We start from the raw sequence: 19,151 nt of genomic DNA, 5'->3' as shown, positions 1-19,151 counted from the left end.
CTTCCCGGGCGCGCCGCGCGGATACTTCGCGGCGCGCCGCGCGGATACGCTGCCATGGGGCGCGTGGGGAAGGTGGACCCATGGCAGGGCGGCGAGCACCGGGCGCTCACCGCCTCCGTGGACGAGTCCGTGCACAGCGTCCCCGAGGTGATGGCCGCCATCAGCGCCCAGTTCGCGCAAGCGGGCCATCCGCTGAAGTCCTTCGACAAGCTGCCGGCGACCTACCGGCAGCGCCGCCACGAGGCCGACGCGGCGGCGCGGCAGCCCGCGCCGCAGCCGCCGGAGGGGGCGGCGGGCGGCCCCCAGCCGTCGGCGTCGAGCGCGTTCGCCGTCCGGGCGGGTCTTGCCGGGCTCGGCATGGTGCCGGGCGCCGGGGCGTTCGCCGGGGCAGCCGAACCGGACCGGATCGCCCAGGCCGCCGACCGCGCGCGGGCCAGGCTCAGCGCCCGCCTCCGCGGCCATGACGATGTGGACCTGGTGATATCGCCCCTGGACGCGCTCACCGGCCGGACGGAGCTCGGCCGGACGGCGCTCGGATAAGGGCTTTCGGCGCGCGGCTGACATTCGGTGAGGGAATTCGCATTCTCGGAATGCGACCGTCCGTCGTCTTCTCCGTGATGACGCCTTCACAATCCGCCGCGGCCAAGAGGCGATCATTAGGTGTCCATTACAGTTCAAAGACAGTTCAGGGCCATTCACGCAGCGAAGAAAAGAGGCATAGGTCGTGACCGCAACCGCCAGCGCAGCGACCGGCGTATGGGGCCGCGCCGAACAGCAGGACTTCCGCAGCCGGGTGCGCGGCTGTCTGCTCGGCGGGGCCATCGGGGACGCGCTGGGGGCGGCCGTGGAGTTCGCCTCCCTGGACGAGATCAGGGCGGCACACGGACCCGAGGGCGTGACGGACTTCCTGCCCGCCTATGGCGGCCGCGGACGGGTCACCGACGACACCCAGATGACGCTGTTCACGGTGGATGGACTGATACGGGCGCAGGTGCGCCGCGACACCGGGGCCTGGCACCCGCCCACCGACATCCACTCCGCCCACCGCCGCTGGTACTCCACCCAGCGCGACTGGGGCCCCGATGAGCGCCGTAAGGACGCCGGCTGGCTGGCCCGCGAGGAGTGGCTGTACGCCCAGCGGTCCCCGGGCCGGGCCTGTATCACCGGGCTCGCCGACGAGACCATGGGCACCCTGGAGCGGCCCAAGAACCCCGACTCCAAGGGATGCGGCGCCGTGATGCGCTCCGCGCCCTTCGGACTCCTGGTGGGCTGGGAGCCGCAGCTGGTCTTCCAGCTGGCCATCGAGTGCGCGGCCCAGACCCACGGCCATCCCACCGGCTATCTCTCGGCCGGTGCCTTCGCCCTCATCGTGCACGGCCTCGCGCGCGGCGAGGCGCTGGACGGAGCCGTCCAGCGCGCCCTCGCCCACCTGGCCACCCGCCCCGGCCACGAGGAGACCAGCCATGCGCTGCGGCACGCCCTCGGCACCGTACGGCAGGGCCTGCCGACCCCCGAGCGCGTCGCCTCGCTCGGCGAGGGCTGGACCGGGGAGGAGGCCCTGGCGATGGGCCTGTACTGCGCCCTGGTCGCCGAGGACGTCCGCCATGGACTGCTGCTGGCGGTCAACCACGGCGGGGACAGCGACTCCACGGCGGCCATCTGCGGCAATTTGCTGGGCGCGCTGCACGGCGAGACGGCGCTGCCGCCCGCCTGGCTGGCGGAGGTCGAGGGGCGCGGCACGATCCTGGAGCTGGCCGACGACTTCGCCATGGAGATGACCCAGGGCCCGGCCCTGCACGGCCCCGGCAGCTCCTCCCCGGCCTGGCTCACCCGCTACCCGCGCGCGTAGGTCCGATCCGCGCCCGCACCGGCGGTGGTCCGCCGGTGCCCCAGGGCCCCGGTCCCCTCCCAGGGACGCCATGGACGCCTTACGGCGCGCAGCGTCAGATACGCGGCCACGCCCAGGAAGGCGACGCCGATCAGTGGATAGACGGCGGTCAGCAGCATCTGGGCGGGGTTCTGGTGGAGCTCCACCCGGGCGGGTCGGCTGTGGGGCGCGTACCAGAGCATGAAGGAGCAGAACAGCAGCCCGGTCACCACCGTCCAGCCCGTCCACCCCGCCGTGCGCCGCCGCACCGCCTCCACCGCGAGCAGCAGGACCATCGGGACGGCCCACACCCAGTGGTGCGACCAGGAGACCGGGCTGACCATGAGGGCGGTCACCGCGCAGGTCAGGGCGGCCCAGGCGCGGGCGTTCGGCAGGCGGCCGTCGTCGGTCAGCTGGGCGGCCACCGCCGTGGCCAGGCCCACACAGCCGATCAGCGCGGCCGCCGCGAGCCACCACATGCCCGGGTCGGGGGTGTGCAGCACACGCGCGAGGGCGCCCTTGAGGTTCTGGTTGCCCGCGCCCTCGACATCGCCGGGGCGGTCGGTCGCGAAGACGACCTCGGTCCAGAAGCGCCGGGAGTCATGCGGCAGAGCCAGGGCCGAGAACGCGACCGTAAGGACGAAGGCGGCGGTCGCGACGGCCGCGCGCCGCAGATGGTCGTTCAGGAAGCGCCGCGGCGGCGGGCCGCTTCCGGGCCCGGTGCGCCTTAGGGCCGCCCCGGCCGCCCGCAGCCGCTGGAGGCCGAGGAGGAGTCCGGCCAGTCCCAGGAAGACCACGAAGAGACCCGGGGTGAGCTTGATGCCGGTGGCGACGCCCGTCCCCACCCCCGCCCAGCGGTGGCCCGCCCGGCGGGTCAGATCCCACAGCACCAGCGCCGTGACCAGCAGATTGATCTGCCCGTAGCGCAGGGTCGTCCACACCGGCTCGCACCACACCCCGACGGCGGCCAGGGTCAGGACGGCGGCCGGTCGTGGCACCCGCGCGGGCAGTCCGGTCAGCCGCAGCGACAGATGGGCCACGGCGACCATCAGGACGAGATTGACGGCCGTCCCGAAGGTCCGCAGGACGCCGGTGCTCATCACGGTCAGCGGGGTGAAGAGGAGGGCGGCGAACGGCGGATAGGTATTGGGGAGATTGTGCTCAGTCGCCCGCATGTCATACAGATCCACCGCATTGCGTACGGTCCATCCCTCGGCCCGGTAGACCAGCAGATCGACCATCGACACCTGGGCGGCCCGCTGCGCGATCCAGAACCCGGTGAAGGAGAGCAGGCAGAAGACCGCCGCGCACAGGACCGGCCGGCGCAGCACGAGGGCGCGGGCCCGGTGGATCCGGGAGTCGGTGATCGTCTGGGTGGCGGTCACGGGGGCTCCAGAGGTCCCTGAGGACGGCGGCTCGGTGGGGCGGGGCGAGTCGGGTCCGGGTGGTGCGGTCGGTGCGGTTGCTGCGGTCGGGCTCGGACGGCCGACCATAGTACGTTCCGGATGAGAACCGCAGGTGAGCAAAAGGTTGCCTGGACTGCCGGGATCGCCCCACCCCCACCCCGGCCCCGCGTTCCACTTCCGCTCCGCCGGGGGCGTACGGCCGTAAGGTGGGCCGGTGCCTGCCTCCGCTGCCGTCATACGCGATGCCACCCACGCCGACCTGGACGCCATCGCCGCGATCTTCGGTCACTACGTCACCGAGACCGTCGTCACCTTCGAAGAGACCCCGCCCACCGTCGAGGACTGGGCGCGGCGGCTCGCGGAGCTGACCGACCGGGGCCTGCCGTTCCTCGTCGCCGAGGTCGACGACGGCCGTACGGCCTCCGAAGACGACAGCCTTACGGTCGTCGGATACGCCTACGCCGGGCCCTGGCGCCCCAAGCCCGCGTACCGCCACACCGCCGAGGACGCCATCTACCTCGCCCCCGGGCGGACCGGCGCGGGGCTCGGGGCCGCGCTGCTCGACGCCCTGCTCATCCGCTGTGCCGAGGCGGGCGTACGGCAGGTCGTCGCGGTCATCGCCGACTCCGGCAGCGACGCCTCGGCCGCCCTGCACCGGCGCTTCGGCTTCCGCCCGGCGGGCCTGCTGGCCGGGGTCGGTCACAAGCACGGACGCTGGATCGACACCCACCTCATGCAGTGCGACCTGACGGCCCGCGCCAACACATAGACGGCACGCACCCATAGACGGCGCGCGCCGACGAACAGACAGAACCGGGCCGCCGGTCACCCCACGATGGGTGGTGACCGGCGACCCGGTTCAAGGCCGCCGCGCGGAAGGCATCAGTCCGTGGCGCCCGCGACCGACTTGCGGCCGTCCGCGTCGCCCTGTTCCGGCACCGACAGCGCGGCACTCGCCGAACCCGGCCCGTCGTCATCCGAGTTGAGCGAGGCGAGGATGGCATCGCGCTCCGGGGTGTCCTCCGGCTTGATGTAGCCGATGACGATGAAGAGCACGAGCGAGACCGCGAGCGGGACGGAGATCTGGTACTCCAGGTTGACGCCTCCGTCGATCGCGTCGTTGATCGGGTAGTTGACCAGGTAGAAGGCGATCAGCCCCATGGCCCAGCTGACCAGCGCCGCCGTCGGACCCGACTTGCGGAAGGTGGCCAGCATGCCGAGCATCAGCGGGATCGCGATCGGTCCCATGAGCCCGGCGACCCACTTGATCACGACGGTGATGATGTCCCCGAAGAAGTCCGAGTTGACCTGGGTGGCGATGGCCATCGACAGGGCCAGGAAGAGCAGCGTGGTGTAGCGGGCCGCGAGCAGCCCGGTGCGGGAGGACCATTCCCGTACGGACTTGAAGACGGCGGGCATGATGTCCCGGGTCACCACGGCCGCGATCGCGTTGGCGTCCGAGGAGCACATCGCCATGGTGTGCGAGAAGAAGCCGACGATCACCAGGCCCAGCAGACCGTGCGGCAGCAGGTGTTCGGCCATCTCGGCGTACGAGTCTGCGGGCTTGTCCGTCTTGATGATCAGCGGCGCGACCCACATCGGGAAGAACAGCACCAGCGGCCAGACGAACCACAGGACGGCCGACAGCCGGGCCGAGCGCTTGGCGGAGTGGGCGCTGTCGGTCGCCATGTAGCGCTGCGCCTGGTTCCACATGCCGCCGTTGTACTCGAAGGTCTTGATGAAGAGGTACGCGAGCAGGAAGACCAGGGTGTACGGGCCCACGGTGGGCTGGTGGTGGCTGTCGGGGAGGTCGTCCCAGACGGTCCAGAAAGTGCTGAAGCCGTCCAGCTCGTTGAGCACGGCGATCAGCATCGAGATGCCCGCCACGAACTGGATGATGAACTGGCCGAGTTCGGTGAGCGCGTCGGCCCACAGACCGCCGACCGTGCAGTAGACGGCGGTGACCGCGCCCGTGATCAGGATGCCCTGGTTGAGCGAGACACCGGTGAAGATGGAGAGCAGGGTGGCGATGGCCGCCCACTTGGCACCCACGTCCACGATCTTCAACAGCACCCCGGACCAGGCCAGCGCCTGCTGCGTGGGCAGGTTGTAGCGATTCTTCAGATATTCGAGCGGCGAGGCCACCTTGAGCCTGCTGCGCACCCGGTTCAGGCGCGGCGCGAAGAGGCTGGCGCCGATCGCGATGCCGATGGCGATGGGGAAAGACCAGGTGACATAGGAGGTGATGCCGTATTGGTAGGCGATGGCCGCGTATCCCGTGAACATCACCGCGCTGTAGCCGGACATGTGGTGCGAGATTCCGGACAGCCACCAGGGCATCTTGCCGCCCGCGGTGAAGAAGTCGCTGACGTTGTCCACACGCTTGTGGGACCAGAGGCCGATGCCGACCATGACACCGAAGTAGCCGATCAGTACGACCCAGTCGAGACTGTTCATGTCCCCTCCCAGGGGTCCGCCATATGAACGGGAGCGCACTTCGCCGCGACGTTCGTCATGGGCGGTTCCCCCGAGCGGGAGCGGGGTACTTCCGGGATTGAACCGCTCGTTCGGGTGACCGGTCAAGGGTTCTATAGGTCACGAATGTGAACGCAGATCAGAAAGAGAGACGATTTTACGTTTTCTTGACCCGGTGGAGTGTTGTCGTGCGCATCGTCACGAACCCACCATGATCTGGCACTTCGTCAGACGCACGCCCACCGATCGCTGGGTCGTACGGGAGCGGGATCCCGAAAGGCCGGACAGGAGTCGCGCTAACGCATCAGTTCACCGGCGTTCACCAGCAGCGACTGCCCGGTGATCGCCCGGGCCCGGTCGGAGGCCAGGAACACGGCGGCCTCCGCCACATCGCCGTCCGTCGCCAGCTCCGGCAGGGCCATCCGGTCGGTGAGCCGGCTCAGCACCTCGGCCTCGCTCACGCCCTCGGTCTGCGCGGTGAAGGTCACGTACGCCTGCACCGGCGGCCCCCACATCCAGCCGGGCTGCACGGTGTTGACCCGTATCCGGTGCGGACCCAGCTCACGCGCGAGCGCGTACATGGCGGAGGTCAGCGCGCCCTTGGAGGCGGCGTACGCGGTCTGGCGCAGCTCGGTGGGGGCGGCGGACGACGACTGGGTGCCGATCAGTACCACCGAGCCGCCGTTCCGCTTCAGCGCGGGGAGGCAGGCGCGGGTCATCCGGAGCGTCCCGAGCAGGTTGATGTCCACCACCCGGGCCCAGGAGGCGAAGTCGGCGTCCTCCAGCCCGCCGAAGTGGCTGTCCAGCGCGGCCACATGGACCACGGCGTCGATCCGGCCGAAGCGGTCGAGGGCGAGTGCGGCGAGGGCCTCGCACTGCGCCTCGTCCGCGATGTCGGTGGGCCGCCAGGCGGTGCGCTCACCGCCCGGATCGACGTCCTCCGCCACCTTCGGCAGCCGCTCCTCGGTCCGCGCCCCGAGCACCACCCGGGCCCCGTCCCGGACGCACGCGGCCACCACCCGGGCCCCCAGCCCGGGTCCGACCCCGGAGACGACGACGGTCTTGCCCCGCAGCGGCATGGCGGTCCCTCCCGTATCTGGCGTCGCGTCAGATTAGGGGTGCGGCCGCGAGATGGCCAGAGCGCCACCGGCCCCGTTTCGCCGTCCGATTCCGCGCACTTGATGCGGACGCACCCCTCCCCAACTGACGTCACGTCAGCTACACCTGGGGGACATGACGAGCGACGCGTACGCGGAACTGGCCTCCGTCGGCCCGTACGGGGTGCGCCCGGGCCATGCCCTGATCACCCTGGTCGAGCCGCATCCGGGCCATGAGTACGCCTACAACCGCTGGTACGAGGACGACCACTTCATCGCGGGCGCGATGGCCATGCCGTGGATCTACGCGGGCCGCCGCTGGGTCGCCACCCGCGAGCTCCAGCTGCTGCGCTACCCCGAGAAGTCGGCGATCGCCCAGCCGGTGACCGCCGGCTGCTACCTCTCCGTCTACTGGCTCACCGAGGGGCGCTACGCGGACCACATGCGGTGGACGGTGGGCATCAACAAGCGGCTCCTCCGGGACGGGCGGGTCTACCAGGACCGTACGCACATCTTCACGGCCTTCCAGGACCACGAGGCCACCGTCTACCGGGACGGGGCGGCCGGGCCGCGTGACCACCACGCGCTGGACCACCCCTACGCCGGACTGGCGCTGGAGGTGATCGAGAGCGAGGGCCCGGAGCAGCGGGAGGAACTGCTCGCATGGCTCCGATCCAGACATCTGCCGCGCCGGCTCGCGGGCTCGCCCGCCGCGATGGTGACGGTCTTCCGGCCCACCCCGCTGCCCTCGGACCGGATGTCGTATGTGAAGCAGGTCGAGGGGGTCGACACCCGGCTGACCCTCCTGTGGTTCCTGGAGTCCGATCCCCGGGAATGCTGGGACCCCTGTTTCACCGGTCTGGACGGCGAAGTGGCCGAGGCCGGTCTCGGCCGGGTGGAATTCATGGCGCCGTTCATTCCGACGATTCCCGGTACGGACCAATACGTGGCGGAACTCCGCTGAGGCGGCGACGCGGGAAAGCGCCGGAAACGGCGAGAGCCCTCTCGGCAGGGACGGCGACCGGTCGAGAGGGCTCGGGTGCGGGCTTGGCGCTCCGCGCCGCCGACCGCGCTACCACGGCCGGGTGTCGCGGAGATCAGTCGAGGTCGAAGGCGCCTCGGCTGACGTCGGACACAAAGGCCGACCACGATGCGGGGGCGAAGCTGAGCGTCGGTCCGTGGGGGTCCTTGGAGTCGCGCACGGCGATCTCGCTGATGACCGGGGAGGAGATTTCCACGCAAGCGCCGTTTCCGGCCGAGTACGAGGATTTCACCCACATGCTCGTCTTTCCCTGCTGAATGGACACGATTGCTCCGATGCATTGTGTAGATGAGACGCACCCCCGATTGGAGGCGTCACCGACGTTACTCGGCAACATCGTCTGGAAAGCGGGCCATTCACTCGACCGGGTGGCATATTCCCGTGGCCTCTTCCACGGCGAGGCACGGAGGTGTAGCCTCCACCCTTCGCCGTTCGCGCCGGAGCGTTTCCGCGCCTCCTCAGTCCGCCGGAGCCGCCTCGCTCTCCGCCCGGTGCCGGCGGGCGTGCTCCTGGGCCACCTCGGTGATGAACTGGCGGCTCTGGTCCGCGTTCAGCGCCTGGGCCCGCAGATGCTCGTACATCATGCTGTAGCTCTGCACATCGCTGAGCTTCTCCAGATACAGGTCGCTGGTCACGCCCTCGAGATAGACGACGCTGGTGTCCGACTCGTCCGAGAACTCCAGGATGGTGAACTGCCCGCTCATCCCCGGGTGCGACCCCATGTCGAAGGGCAGCGCCTGCACCGTCACATGGGGCTCATGGCTCATCCGGACCAGATAGTCCAGCTGATCGCTCATGATCTTGGAGTTGCCGACCACCCGCCGCATCGCCGCCTCGTCCACCACCGCCCACAGCCGCAGCGGGGCCAGCGGATCGGTGATCCGCTCCTGGCGCCTGAGCCGGACCTGCACCCGCTGGGCGATCTGGTCCTGCGGGGCCTCCGGCAGAGCGCCGCTGATCACCGCCTCCGCGTACTCCGGGGTCTGCAAGAGGCCCGGCAGCACCTGGGGTTCGTAGACCCGCAGCGACGCCGCGTCCGTCTCGAAGCCGATGTAGACGCTGTACGGAACATCGCCGAAGGCGTTCCACCAGCCCTGCTGGCGCGACTCCTTCGCCATTTGCATCAGCGAATCGACCAGCGCCTTGTCCTCCACCTTGTAGGTGCGGCACAGGTCGCGCACATCGCGCTGACTGATGCTGCGGCGCCCGTTCTCCAGTCGGCTGATCTTCGACTGGGAGACCATCAGCTCCTCAGCCACCTCCTCCGCCGTCATGCCCTTCTCCTGGCGGAGCCTGCGCAGTTCCTGGCCCAACCGGCGTCGCCGGACAGTGGGGCCGACGTTCGATGTCACGGGACGTGCACCTCCGGCTTCGTACTGCTGATTTATGCTGCTCAGCAGCCTGCCACTACCGGACGGGGCCGCGCTGGGAAATGGCCGCACAAGGGCGGCCGCACATCGGTGGGCGAACGCGCGCGCGGGGCGGTGGGACGGCCGGTCGTCCAAATCGGCCGTCCCACCACCCCGCGCGCTTCAGCGGCTCCCGAACCGGGTCAGTGGGGACTGCGGTGCGGTCGGTGGAGCGTCAGTGGTGCTCGGTGCTGCTCGGAGCCGGACGGTGGCGCTCCGCCCCGGACGGTGCCGGGAGCGGTCTCCGCCGCCCCGCTGACGGGCTGTTGGTGCGTTCGACGGGCTGGGTGGTGCGTGATGGTGCGATGGTGCCCCGAAGGGGCCTCAGCGCGCTCCGACGCGGGCCATGTTCCCGCGACGGGACGGCTGGGCCGGAACGCCGGCCGCGGGCTCCGCCGCGGCGCGCGTCCCCGCCTGTCGGCCCGCGGCCGGTGCGCGCCGTGGCTGCGCCGCGACACCGTTCTGCACGTCCATCACGGCGTGCGCCACGAGACCGCCCATCGGGTCGTGCCGGATCAGATCCCGGAGCCTGGAGCGCGAGGAACGCCCCTCGTTCCCGGGATACAAGTGCTTGCCGAGCCCGACCGCGTGGGCCAGGGCGGCGAGCGCGGCGGTCCGCGGGTCCGGCGGTACGCCGGTGCGGATCGCGCTGTCCAGCCGGGCCCTGATCTCCCGGCTGATCGCCGTGTCCGTCGCCTGGTAGCGCGTCGTCGGCAGTACGCCACACATCTGGCCCGCGACGGCATGCACCATGCCGCAGCGCTCCAGGTGCGTGAGGTACGTCTGGCGCAGCCCCAGCCGGGGCCCGCCGATCCAGTGGACCGCGCGCACCGGGCTGCCGCGTCGGCGCAGCAACTCCAGTGCGGAGTCCAGAGTCGGATCTCCGGTCGGCCGTGGCAGCACCACGGCGATACGATCCCCGTCAGGGGCTATCCGTCCGGCCAGGGCCAGCTCTACTAGCTGTGCCCCGGCAAGACCGAGGTCGAGCGACTGCGGCTGCGCCGTGGTACCCGTGGTCGGGTCCAAAGCGAGCAGCAGAAGCTCCTCCGGAATTGTTCTGCGGCTCCTGCCCATCCATGCCTCCCCGCGTGGATGAATGACAGGGTGACCCCTCTCACATTGGTCTGTCGAGAGTGCCTGGGGGGTTTGGGTGGGAACCAGTAGGTATGTCGTTCTCGTCTAGCAGGTGGGCGGGCACCTGAAGACGCTCTCCGGCTGTGGCGATGCGCGATCGCGTGCCGGACACACAGGACACTGGTAGAGGTTGGGCTGCGGGACGTGACGCCATGGGGCGTAGGGCGTCCCGCGACACATATCGAGGAGGCATCGGTGGCGGGCGAGTCCCCCGGCAGGTCGGATCAGCAGAAGTCGTCGGGGGAGACGGCTAGGGGAGAGAGCGATCCGAGGCTCGCGATCTCGCGCGAAGCGGAGGCGGGCCAGGGCTCGACGGCGGTCGCCGTCGTGTCCGACGACCTCCGGTCGGGTTCCGAGGAGCCGGAGTCGGCTCCTGACGAGCTCGGGGTGACCTCCGAGGCGAAAGCCGAAGCGGAGGCGGAAGCGGAACCGGAGGCACCGGCGGTCGACCGGGGCGACGCGAAGGTTTCTGGTGTTCGCGATAGTGAACAGGGCGAAGGTTCCGGGACGTCGGAGGCGAAGGTAGAGCCGGAGGCGGACGGCGGTGGGCCGGACGGATCCCCCAAGGGGGGCGCGGCCGGGCCCGACGCGGAGCGGGAAGCGGACGAGGACGGTGCGGACGGCGCCGATGACTCCAACGGCTCCGATGGCGCTGACGACTCTGATGACGCGGATGCCGACGCGAAGGTTGAGAGCGCGTCCGAAGCCGGGGCGGACGAGGGCGGCGACGAGCCGTCGAAGTCGTCGGTGGATCAGCGGACGGCCGTCTTCCGTACGGTGAAGCCCAAGGAGGGCGCCGACGCGAAGGTTGAGGGTGCGTCCGAGACCGAGACCGAGACCGGGGCCGGGGCGGATGAGGGCGGCGATGAGTCGTCGAAGTCGTCGGTGGATCAGCGGACGGCCGTCTTCCGTACGGTGAAGCCCAAGGCGGACGCCGAGGGCAAGGACAAGGGCAAGGACAAGAGGGGCGAGTCCGAGAAGGGCGAGCCTGAGAAGGGCGAGGCCAAGAAGAAGGAAGAGGCCGAGGCGGACGAGCCCAAGGGTGAGTCCGGTAAGGCCGCCGCGTCCGACGCGGACGACGACGCGCCCGCCAAGCCGATCGACCGCCCGACGGCCGCCTTCGGCGTGCTCCCCGAGAAGCCCGGAAAGGGCGACAAGGGCGACAAGAAGGGCGTCGACCAGCCGACCACCGCCTTCAAGGCGGTCAACCCCCCGGCCGACAGCAAGACGGCCGACAGCAAGACGGCAGACAGCAAGACGACCGGCGGCAAGACCGCCGACAAGGCGTCCGACGCGAAGGCGTCCGGCAAGAAGCCCGTCGGCGAGTCGGACAACGAGCGGACCAGCAAGTTCGTCCCGCTGCGGTCCCCCGACGACCCGGCCCCGCCGAAGCCCTCCGCCGCGCCCGCCGCCCCGAAGGCCCCCGCCGCCCCGCCCGCGGCGCTCCCCGAGGCCGAGCGGACCAAGCAGCAGCCGCTGCCGCCGCTGACCCCGGACGGCAAGCAGCCCGCGCCGCTCGACCTGCTGGCGCAGCTGACCAACACGCCGCCCAAGCCCGAGACGCCGCTGCGGACGGCGGTTCGCCGGGTCAAGATCTGGACGCCGCTGGCCGTGCTGCTGGTGATCATCCTGGGCGTCGTCCAGGCGCTGCGGCCGCTGCCGGATCCGTCGCTGAAGCTCACCTCGGACGCCAGCTACCGCTTCGGCGGCGGCGCGCTGTCCATGCCCTGGCCCGACCAGGGGCAGTCCGCCGCCGAGGTCGAGGGCGTGGGGAGCCTGGGCACCTCCGGCGAGCAGAAGCCCGTGCCGATCGCCAGCGTCACCAAGGTCATGACGGCCTATGTGGTGCTCAAGGACCATCCGCTGAAGGGCGACGCGGAGGGCCCGAAGATCAAGATCGACGGGCAGGCGGCCGAGGAGGCGAAGTCCGCCGACGAGTCGCGGGCGGAGGTCAAGGAGGGGCAGTCCTTCACCCAGCACCAGCTGCTCCAGCTGCTGCTGATCAACTCCAGCAACAACATCGCCCGGCTGCTCGCCCGCTGGGACGCCGGATCGCTCGACGCGTTCGTGAAGAAGATGAACGACGCGGCCGAGAGCCTGGGGATGAAGCACACCACCTACACCGACCCCAGCGGTCTGAAGGAGTCCACCAAGTCCACCGCGGCCGACCAGCTGAAGCTGGCGAAGGCGGCGATGCAGTCCGACGCGTTCCGCGCGGTCGTGGCCACGCCCAACACCGAGATCCCGGGGCTTCCGGACCGGATCTACAACAACAACAATCTGCTGGTGAAGCCTGGCGTGATCGGTATCAAGACCGGTTCGTCCACCCCGGCCGGCGGTGCCCTGATGTGGGGCGCCGTGCGGACGATCGACGGCAAGAAGCAGCGGATCCTCGGTGTGGTCCTCGAGCAGCGCGCGACCACCACGCTGGACGCCAGCCTCCAGCTCGCGCAGACCAACAGCTACAAGCTGATCACCGCCGTGCAGGACGCGCTCACCTCGGCCACCGTCATCAAGAAGGGTGATGTCGTCGGCCAGGTCGACGACGGCCTCGGCGGCACCACGCCGGTCGTCGCCACCAAGGATCTGAAGGCGGTCGGCTGGTCCGGTCTGACGGTGGACATCAAGATCGGCGACGGCGGTAAGACGGTGCCGCACTCGGCCAAGGCGGGCACGGTCGTCGGCGAGGTGACCGTGGGCACGGGCCCCGGACAGCTCACGGCGCCGGTGGCCCTTCAGGATGACCTGTCCGAGCCGTCGTTCGGCGCGAAACTGACCCGTATCGGCTGACCCACTGGGGAAGTGGGATAGAGGGGACGAGAGGAAGCGGCCCCGGCGCGAAACGCCGCCGGGGCCCGAGCCGGATCGGGGCCGCCCGAGCGTGCTAGCGTCGCCTGGGTCCCCGGCCTGGACCCACCGCGGAACCGGAGTGACCCGGCGCGGGGTTGAGGACGATGGGGCAGACCTCGGGGGAAGACGGGGAGAGCCGCAGTGACCACCGTGGATCCGACACGGGCCGATGAAAGCGGGGGCTCGGAGGAGAGCACCGCCGCACGAATACGCGTACCCACACAGCGCTGGCCGGCCGAGCCGACCGGCCCGGCGGAGGCGGAGCGCGAGAGCCGCCAGGCCGCTTCGGGCGGGCTGCTCCAGCGCGCCCGGACGGCCCTGCGCCATCCGGTTCCGGCCGCCCATCGCCATCCGGTTCTGGCCGCCCTGGCCGCCGCCGCGCTGCTGCATCTGCTGTGGGTGGCGCTGCTCGCGAACAGCGGCGGTGACCTCGCCGCGCAGGACGCCTGGGCGGAGTTCGCCCTCCAGCACCCGGACCTGGCGTACAACCTGGCCTGGTACGGCGGGATGCACCCGGTCTCGTACAGCGTCATCTCGCCGTATCTGATGGCGGTGCTCGGGGTCCGCTCGACGATGGTGATCGCGGGGACACTGTCCGCCGGGCTGCTCGCACTGCTGCTGGTGCGCAGCCGTGCCGTGCGGCGGCCGATGTGGCCCGCCATGTACGGCGCGTTCGCGCTGACCTGCAACGCCATCTCGGGCCGGGTGACCTTCGGGCTCGGCGCGATGTTCGGGCTCGCGGCCGTGGCCGTGATCTTCGCCTGGCCCCGGCGGTGGCGCTCCCGGCACTGGCACCACAAGACCGGACGGTTCGTCCTGGCCGCCGTGCTGTCGGCGCTGGCGACCATGTCCAGCCCGGTGGCCGGTCTGTTCGTGGGCGTCGTGGCCGCCGGGCTGTGGCTGACCAAGCGCCGCCCCGCGGCGTACGCGCTCGGGGTCACCCCGGTCGTGGTGGTCGGCCTGTCGGCCTGGCTGTTCCCGTTCTCCGGTGAGCAGCCGATGGGCATCGGGTCGGTGATCCTGCCGTTCATCACCGGTGCCGCCGCGCTGATGTGCGTGCCGCGCACCTGGTCGACGGTGCGGGTCGGGGCCGGGCTCTACTGCCTGGGAGTGGTGCTCACCTGGGCGATCCCCTCCCAGATCGGCACCAATATCTCCCGCCTCGGCATGATCTTCGGCGGTGTGGTGCTGATCGCCGCGCTGCCCGCGGTGCGCAAGCCGCCGCGCGCCGAGCTGCGCACGACGCGCGCGGGCCGCCGCTGGACCGTTCTGGTGCTGGCGCTCGCGACCGTCACGGTGTGGCAGGGGGTCAAGACCGCCGACGACGTGATCCACACCGCCCCCTCGGCGTCCTGGGCCCGTGAGCTGGCGCCGCTGGTCGACCGGCTCAAGCGGGAGAAGGCCGACCGGGGCCGGGTCGAGGTGGTTCCGGTGCGCAGCCACCGCGAGTCCTCCGCGCTCGCCCCGTACGTCAATCTGGCGCGCGGCTGGAACCGGCAGCGCGACCTGGACCGGAACCCGATCTTCTACGGCGAGGACACCCTCACCCCGGTCAGCTACCACGAATGGCTCAAGCGCTGGGCGGTGCACTATGTGGTGCTGCCCGCGGACGACCCGGACACCGCGGCGGAGCAGGAGGCCGAGCTGCTCGGCACCAAGCTGCCGTATCTGCGCGAGGTCTGGTCGGACGCCAACTGGAAGCTGTACGAGGTCAAGGACCCGACGCAGATCGCCGACCCGCCCGCCACCGTGCGGCGCGCGGGCGCCGACCAGCTGGTGCTGTCGGTCCGCGCCAAGGGCCCGGTGCTCATCCGCATCCCGTACTCGCCGTGGCTGGGCCTGGTGGACAAGGACGGGCACAGCGTCCGGGCCCCGAAGGGGGAGGGCGACCGGCTGCCGATCAACCGCGAGGGCTGCCTCACCAAGCAGACCGAGGGCGGGGAGGAGGGCCAGCCGGAGGACGAGTGGACGGTGCTGCACGCCCCCCGGCCCGGCATCTACCGCATAACGGGCAAGTACCAGCTGCCGCGCGGCACGCCCTGCCCGGACGAGATGGCTCCCTGAGCACGGCCGACGGCAGATCGGTTCCCTGGCCCGGTCAGTCGCGGACCGGCATCATGCGCGGCGCCCTGGTCAGCCTCAGCCGCAGACCGTCGACAGCCAGGGCTGGTCGGGGGTGTCGCGCAGGCTCTGGCGGATCCTCTCCAGGCTGCGCAGCAGCCCGTCCGGCGGCTTGCCGGTGTCGCTGAGGTAGGCCAGCGCGGCGCGCTGGAAGGCCACCCGCATCCGGGTGGGCATGGCGTCGGAGGCGTCCAGGCACAGCGACGTCGAGTCCTGGAGGGTCGTCGCGATCTTCCGGCCCACGGCGTCGTCGCCCTGGGCGTCCAGCCGGACGTCGCGGTTGGCGAAGAACGGGTGGGTGCTGTTTTCTGCGGTCTTCTCGCCCCACGCCCGCTGGGCGTCGGCCGAAATCAGATAGCGCATCAGCTCCTGGGCCTGCGGGGTGTCGCGGAACATCGCGGCGAAGTCCCCCGATACCTCCCGGGCGGTGGATCGCCGGTCGGTGCCGGGGAGGAGCCCGGGGGAGAAGGCGAAGACCGCCTCGGTGGGATTGGGGTAGCCGCTGCGGATGAACGACCCCTGGTGCTCCAGCGCGCACGGCGGGTGCGCCCCGAACAGCTTCGCGCCCGCCTCGCGGAAGTCCGTGATCAGCGCGGTGCGCGCGGTGGCCTTGCCGAAGAGCGAGCCCCAGCTCCGCCAGGCCCGCTCGACCCGGGGGTCCGTCCACGGCAGTCCGCCGGTGGCCCAGTCCTGGTAGACGGATCGGCCCTGCTGCTGGAGGAGCAGATCCTCGATCCAGTCGGTGCCGGGCCAGCCGGAGGCCGCGTCGTCGCCCATGCCGACGCACCACTGGCGGCCGTCGGCGGCGAGGGCGGGCAGCGTGCCCGGGCGGCGGTCGCGGTCGTACCACACGATGCTCTTCAGATCGGCCTTGACCGCGATCCCGTACACCGGCCCTCCGGCGCTCAGCCGGGGCTTCCACAGCTCTCCGTAGGCCCCGCGCTCCCGGCTGGGGATCACTCCGTCCAGCGGGGTCAGCTGGCGCTGCCGGGCGTACGCGGCCAGCTCGCCCGTGCTGGGCAGCACGGCGATGTCGGGCGGGGTCCCGGAGGCCACCTCCGAGGCCAGTACCTCGCGCAGCGCGGTGGTGCCCTGATAGTCCACATGGATGCCGGTACGCCGGGTGAACGTGTCCAACAGCCCCCGGAACGCCTCGCCCTCTTTGCCGGTCCACGACGCGAGCACGCTGACGCTGCCGCGCGACTGCCAGCCGCTCGTATCGCCCGCGCCCACGACACACAGCAGCACCATCCACAGCCCGAGGACCGTGGCCGTGGCGTGACCGGACCGCTTCGCGGCGCTCATCGGGGCTGGAACCGGTACTCGTCGATACGCGGCTGGAGGCCGACCAGGATCAGGGCGGCCAGCACGGCGCCGCCCACGGGTATCCAGCCGACCGCACCGGCCTGCCAATGCGCGTTCCGCATCGTCCTCGCGACCTCCCTGGCGGTGGGGCCGCCGGTGCGGCCGATGTCCGATTGCGTCAGGCTGGCCCGGGCCGACTCCAGCCGGTCCTGGGTCTGATACGTGAACACCGCCAGCGGCAGCAGGGCGACGAGCAGCGCGGTCGCCGCCGCCAGCCAGGGATTGACCAGTCGCCGGAAGCGGTGCCGCAGAAAGCGCTGGGTGTGGACCAGCAGCGCCGCCAGCGTGAGGAACAGCCCCGGCACCAGCAGCCACCAGGCGAACGCCAGCAGCCAGCCGAACGAGGTCTGGTCGTCGAGCACGTCGAACTGCCGCTGCTGCACCGCCTTCAGACGGTCGAGGACACCGCTGTGGTCGTGCCGCAGTATGGAGTAGGCGTACCGCAGGTAGGCGTCCCTGAGCGTGGGGTTCTCGCGGTTCGCGTACGCCTGCTCGACGGTGTCGCCGTAGGACGTCACCAGCGCCGTCGAGGTGCGCAGGGCACCGCGCGCCGACTCGCCCCCGATGGTGCTCTTGGACACCTGGGTCAGGCTCTGCTTGGCCGTGGACAGCTTGTCGCGGTACTCCTCGCTGAGCCCCTCGAACTCCGCCGTGGGGCTGGAGATGCTGCGCCGCGCCTCCTCGTACGAGGCGTTCAGCGCGTCGATGGCGGCGGCCACCTGCAGTATCGCCGGGGTGGACCGGTCGGTTACCGCCTTGGAGTTGCGGCTGACGCCGTAGTACGCGGCCAGCAGCGTGGCCACGGCCACCGCCGTGACCACGAGCAGGGCGATCAGCCGACGCACCAGGAAGGCCCGGGTGGTGCTCATAACGCGCCGCCCACGCCGTCCGCTTGACCCACTTGACCCGGTTCGCCCGGTTCGCCGTCCAGGGGAGCGTTGCACTGCTGGCAGAACCCGGCGGTGGCGGGCGACCGGCGCCCGCAGGCCGGGCAGAGGACATCCGCGGCGGGCGGCGCGACCGGCTCCGGGCGGTCCCTCCCCAGGAAGGGGGCGCTCTCCTCCGACACGACGATCACCGAGTTGAGGTCCAGCGGCCGGATGGGCTCGCGGATCCGCACCTCACCGGTGGCCGCGTCGACGATGTGGACCAGCCCGCTCAGCCGGGCCAGCATCTTCTCGCTGCCCAGCTGATGGGCCAGCTGGACGGCGCGCCCCCACTGGCGGCGGGCCCGCTCCCGGTCACCCGCCTCGTACGCGTCGCAGCCCGCGGTGATCGCGTGACCCAGCTCGGAGTCGGCGTCGTAGTGCGCCAGCCGGGGGTCGATACGGGACGACAGCAGCACATCGTCCGTCCACTGGACCAGCACCGACTCCGGCTCGGGCGGCGGCAGCGCGGTGTCGCCCTCCACCGCCAGCTCCACGGCGGCCAGCTCCACGTCCTCGCCCATCGGATCGCGCCGCGGATCGGCGAGCACGGACACCTGGTACTCGCGGGTCTCGTCGCCCCACGCCCTGGTGGTCCACTCCCAGGTGCGCTCATCGGGGCGGACGCCCTCGTCGGTGAGGTCCGCCCGGGTGGGGTGCACCTGCTTGACGAAGCCGACCCGGCTGCCCGCCCGGGTGCGGATCCGGATCCGCACCCCGGCCAGCGCCTTGGCCATCGAGGCGGAGACCATCTCCTCGAACTCGGCGTCCAGCGCCGAGTCCTTCAGGACCGCGTCGGCCCGGCCGTGCAGCCGGTGCGCGATCCGCTTCAGCTCGGTGGCGTCCCAGCCGTCGCCGATCCCGCGCGCGTCACAGGTGAAATGCGGGGCACAGGCGTCCAGCACCTGCTCCAGATAGCCGGGCGGGTCGTGTTCGTTGCGGCCGTCGGTGAGCAGCAGGGTGTGCCGGATCGCGGCGGGCTGCCGCAGGTGGAGCCGCCGGGCGAGGTCCAGCCAGGAGCCGATCGCGGTGCCGCCGACCGCGGGCAGCCGGGCCGCCACCCGGGCGGCGGCGGCCTTGGTGTCCGGCCCCGCCACCGCCATGCCGCCGGTGAACGGATAGACCACCTGGGCCTGTTCGGTGCCCTCGACGATCGCGAAGCGGGTGCCGTCGCGCAGTATGCCGACCGCCGTGGCGGTGGCCCGCCGCGCCGCCGCGATCTTCGTCGGCGGCCAGCTCATCGACATCGAGCAGTCGATGACGATGACCTCCGAGGTGGCGGTACGGGCCGCCGCCGGGCCCAGGCCGTGGGCCCGCACGCTGACGATGGCGTGCATCTCGGTGCGGCCCGCGGAGGCGGGCAGGTACTTGTTCTGGTGCACCCGCAGGGTGAGGGCCGGGCCCCCGTCCGCGCCCCCTGGGCCGTACCGCCTTCTGTGGTCCTCGCTCATCTGATCCC

The 19,151-nt window shown here is 71.2% G+C and carries 15 protein-coding genes; 6 read left to right on the top strand and 9 right to left on the bottom strand.

The annotated features are described in order from the left end of the window. Nucleotides 1-63: 63 nt before the first annotated feature. The gene (locus IEJ02_RS07735) at nucleotides 64-540 is read left to right on the top strand and encodes a hypothetical protein (RefSeq protein WP_191064025.1); all 477 of its coding nucleotides are present in this window, start codon (nucleotides 64-66) and stop codon (nucleotides 538-540) included. A 184-nt stretch (nucleotides 541-724) separates the two neighbouring features. After that, nucleotides 725-1,849 carry an ADP-ribosylglycohydrolase family protein gene (locus IEJ02_RS07730; RefSeq protein WP_137979145.1) on the top strand — a complete coding sequence of 375 codons (1,125 nt, stop codon included), beginning with the start codon at nucleotides 725-727 and terminating at the stop codon, nucleotides 1,847-1,849. Here the strand turns inward: IEJ02_RS07730 and IEJ02_RS07725 are convergent. Then, nucleotides 1,834-3,252, bottom strand: a complete 1,419-nt coding sequence (locus tag IEJ02_RS07725) for a glycosyltransferase 87 family protein (protein WP_191064024.1) — start codon at nucleotides 3,250-3,252, stop codon at nucleotides 1,834-1,836. The genes IEJ02_RS07730 and IEJ02_RS07725 overlap by 16 nt on opposite strands. Before the next feature lie 235 nt (nucleotides 3,253-3,487). On the opposite strand from IEJ02_RS07725, the gene IEJ02_RS07720 reads away from it, so the two are divergent. After that, entirely contained in the window at nucleotides 3,488-4,042 is a 555-nt protein-coding gene (locus IEJ02_RS07720) for a GNAT family N-acetyltransferase (protein WP_191064023.1), read from the top strand. A gap of 113 nt (nucleotides 4,043-4,155) precedes the next feature. Here IEJ02_RS07720 and IEJ02_RS07715 read toward each other — a convergent pair whose 3' ends face one another. Further along, complete coding sequence (locus IEJ02_RS07715; RefSeq protein WP_191064022.1) at nucleotides 4,156-5,730, bottom strand: sodium:solute symporter family protein; 1,575 nt, start codon at nucleotides 5,728-5,730, stop codon at nucleotides 4,156-4,158. Between the two features lie 314 nt (nucleotides 5,731-6,044). After that, a complete protein-coding gene (locus IEJ02_RS07710) occupies nucleotides 6,045-6,827 on the bottom strand; it encodes an SDR family oxidoreductase (protein WP_191064021.1) in 783 nt (260 codons plus the stop codon). Between the two features lie 154 nt (nucleotides 6,828-6,981). Between IEJ02_RS07710 and IEJ02_RS07705 the strand changes: the two genes are divergently transcribed. Further along, nucleotides 6,982-7,809 carry a hypothetical protein gene (locus IEJ02_RS07705; protein WP_191064020.1) on the top strand — a complete coding sequence of 276 codons (828 nt, stop codon included), beginning with the start codon at nucleotides 6,982-6,984 and terminating at the stop codon, nucleotides 7,807-7,809. Between the two features lie 133 nt (nucleotides 7,810-7,942). On the opposite strand, the gene IEJ02_RS07700 is transcribed toward IEJ02_RS07705, so the two are convergent. From IEJ02_RS07700 to IEJ02_RS07690, 3 genes are all read right to left on the bottom strand, one after another. Then, nucleotides 7,943-8,152 carry a DUF397 domain-containing protein gene (locus tag IEJ02_RS07700; RefSeq protein ID WP_060946291.1) on the bottom strand — a complete coding sequence of 70 codons (210 nt, stop codon included), beginning with the start codon at nucleotides 8,150-8,152 and terminating at the stop codon, nucleotides 7,943-7,945. 193 nt (nucleotides 8,153-8,345) lie between these two features. Continuing rightward, nucleotides 8,346-9,239: a helix-turn-helix domain-containing protein gene (locus tag IEJ02_RS07695; protein WP_191064019.1), complete on the bottom strand. Its 894-nt coding sequence runs from the start codon at nucleotides 9,237-9,239 to the stop codon at nucleotides 8,346-8,348. A 381-nt stretch (nucleotides 9,240-9,620) separates the two neighbouring features. After that, nucleotides 9,621-10,370: a GOLPH3/VPS74 family protein gene (locus tag IEJ02_RS07690; RefSeq protein ID WP_191064018.1), complete on the bottom strand. Its 750-nt coding sequence runs from the start codon at nucleotides 10,368-10,370 to the stop codon at nucleotides 9,621-9,623. A 255-nt stretch (nucleotides 10,371-10,625) separates the two neighbouring features. On the opposite strand from IEJ02_RS07690, the gene IEJ02_RS07685 reads away from it, so the two are divergent. Both IEJ02_RS07685 and IEJ02_RS07680 read left to right on the top strand, forming a co-directional pair. Beyond that, nucleotides 10,626-13,220, top strand: coding sequence for a D-alanyl-D-alanine carboxypeptidase family protein (locus IEJ02_RS07685; protein ID WP_191064017.1), 2,595 nt, complete (start codon nucleotides 10,626-10,628; stop codon nucleotides 13,218-13,220). Between the two features lie 201 nt (nucleotides 13,221-13,421). Continuing rightward, nucleotides 13,422-15,344: a DUF8823 domain-containing protein gene (locus IEJ02_RS07680; RefSeq protein ID WP_191064016.1), complete on the top strand. Its 1,923-nt coding sequence runs from the start codon at nucleotides 13,422-13,424 to the stop codon at nucleotides 15,342-15,344. A 75-nt stretch (nucleotides 15,345-15,419) separates the two neighbouring features. On the opposite strand, the gene IEJ02_RS07675 is transcribed toward IEJ02_RS07680, so the two are convergent. The 3 genes from IEJ02_RS07675 to IEJ02_RS07665 are packed head-to-tail and all read right to left on the bottom strand — an operon-like array spanning nucleotide 15,420 to nucleotide 19,143. Beyond that, nucleotides 15,420-16,706 (bottom strand): ABC transporter substrate-binding protein, encoded by a 1,287-nt coding sequence (locus IEJ02_RS07675; protein ID WP_191064015.1) that lies wholly within the window; start codon nucleotides 16,704-16,706, stop codon nucleotides 15,420-15,422. After that, nucleotides 16,703-17,635 carry a GlnX family signal transduction membrane protein gene (locus IEJ02_RS07670; RefSeq protein ID WP_191064014.1) on the bottom strand — a complete coding sequence of 311 codons (933 nt, stop codon included), beginning with the start codon at nucleotides 17,633-17,635 and terminating at the stop codon, nucleotides 16,703-16,705. The genes IEJ02_RS07675 and IEJ02_RS07670 overlap by 4 nt, the downstream gene beginning before the upstream one ends. Beyond that, nucleotides 17,632-19,143 carry a vWA domain-containing protein gene (locus tag IEJ02_RS07665; RefSeq protein ID WP_191064013.1) on the bottom strand — a complete coding sequence of 504 codons (1,512 nt, stop codon included), beginning with the start codon at nucleotides 19,141-19,143 and terminating at the stop codon, nucleotides 17,632-17,634. The genes IEJ02_RS07670 and IEJ02_RS07665 overlap by 4 nt, the downstream gene beginning before the upstream one ends. Between the last annotated feature and the right edge of the window lie 8 nt (nucleotides 19,144-19,151).

Origin of the sequence: Streptomyces sp. 5-10, assembly GCF_014712245.1 — a bacterium.
Taxonomy (GTDB): Bacteria; Actinomycetota; Actinomycetes; order Streptomycetales; family Streptomycetaceae; genus Streptomyces; species Streptomyces violaceusniger.
This window is presented reverse-complemented; position numbering and strand designations above follow the sequence as displayed.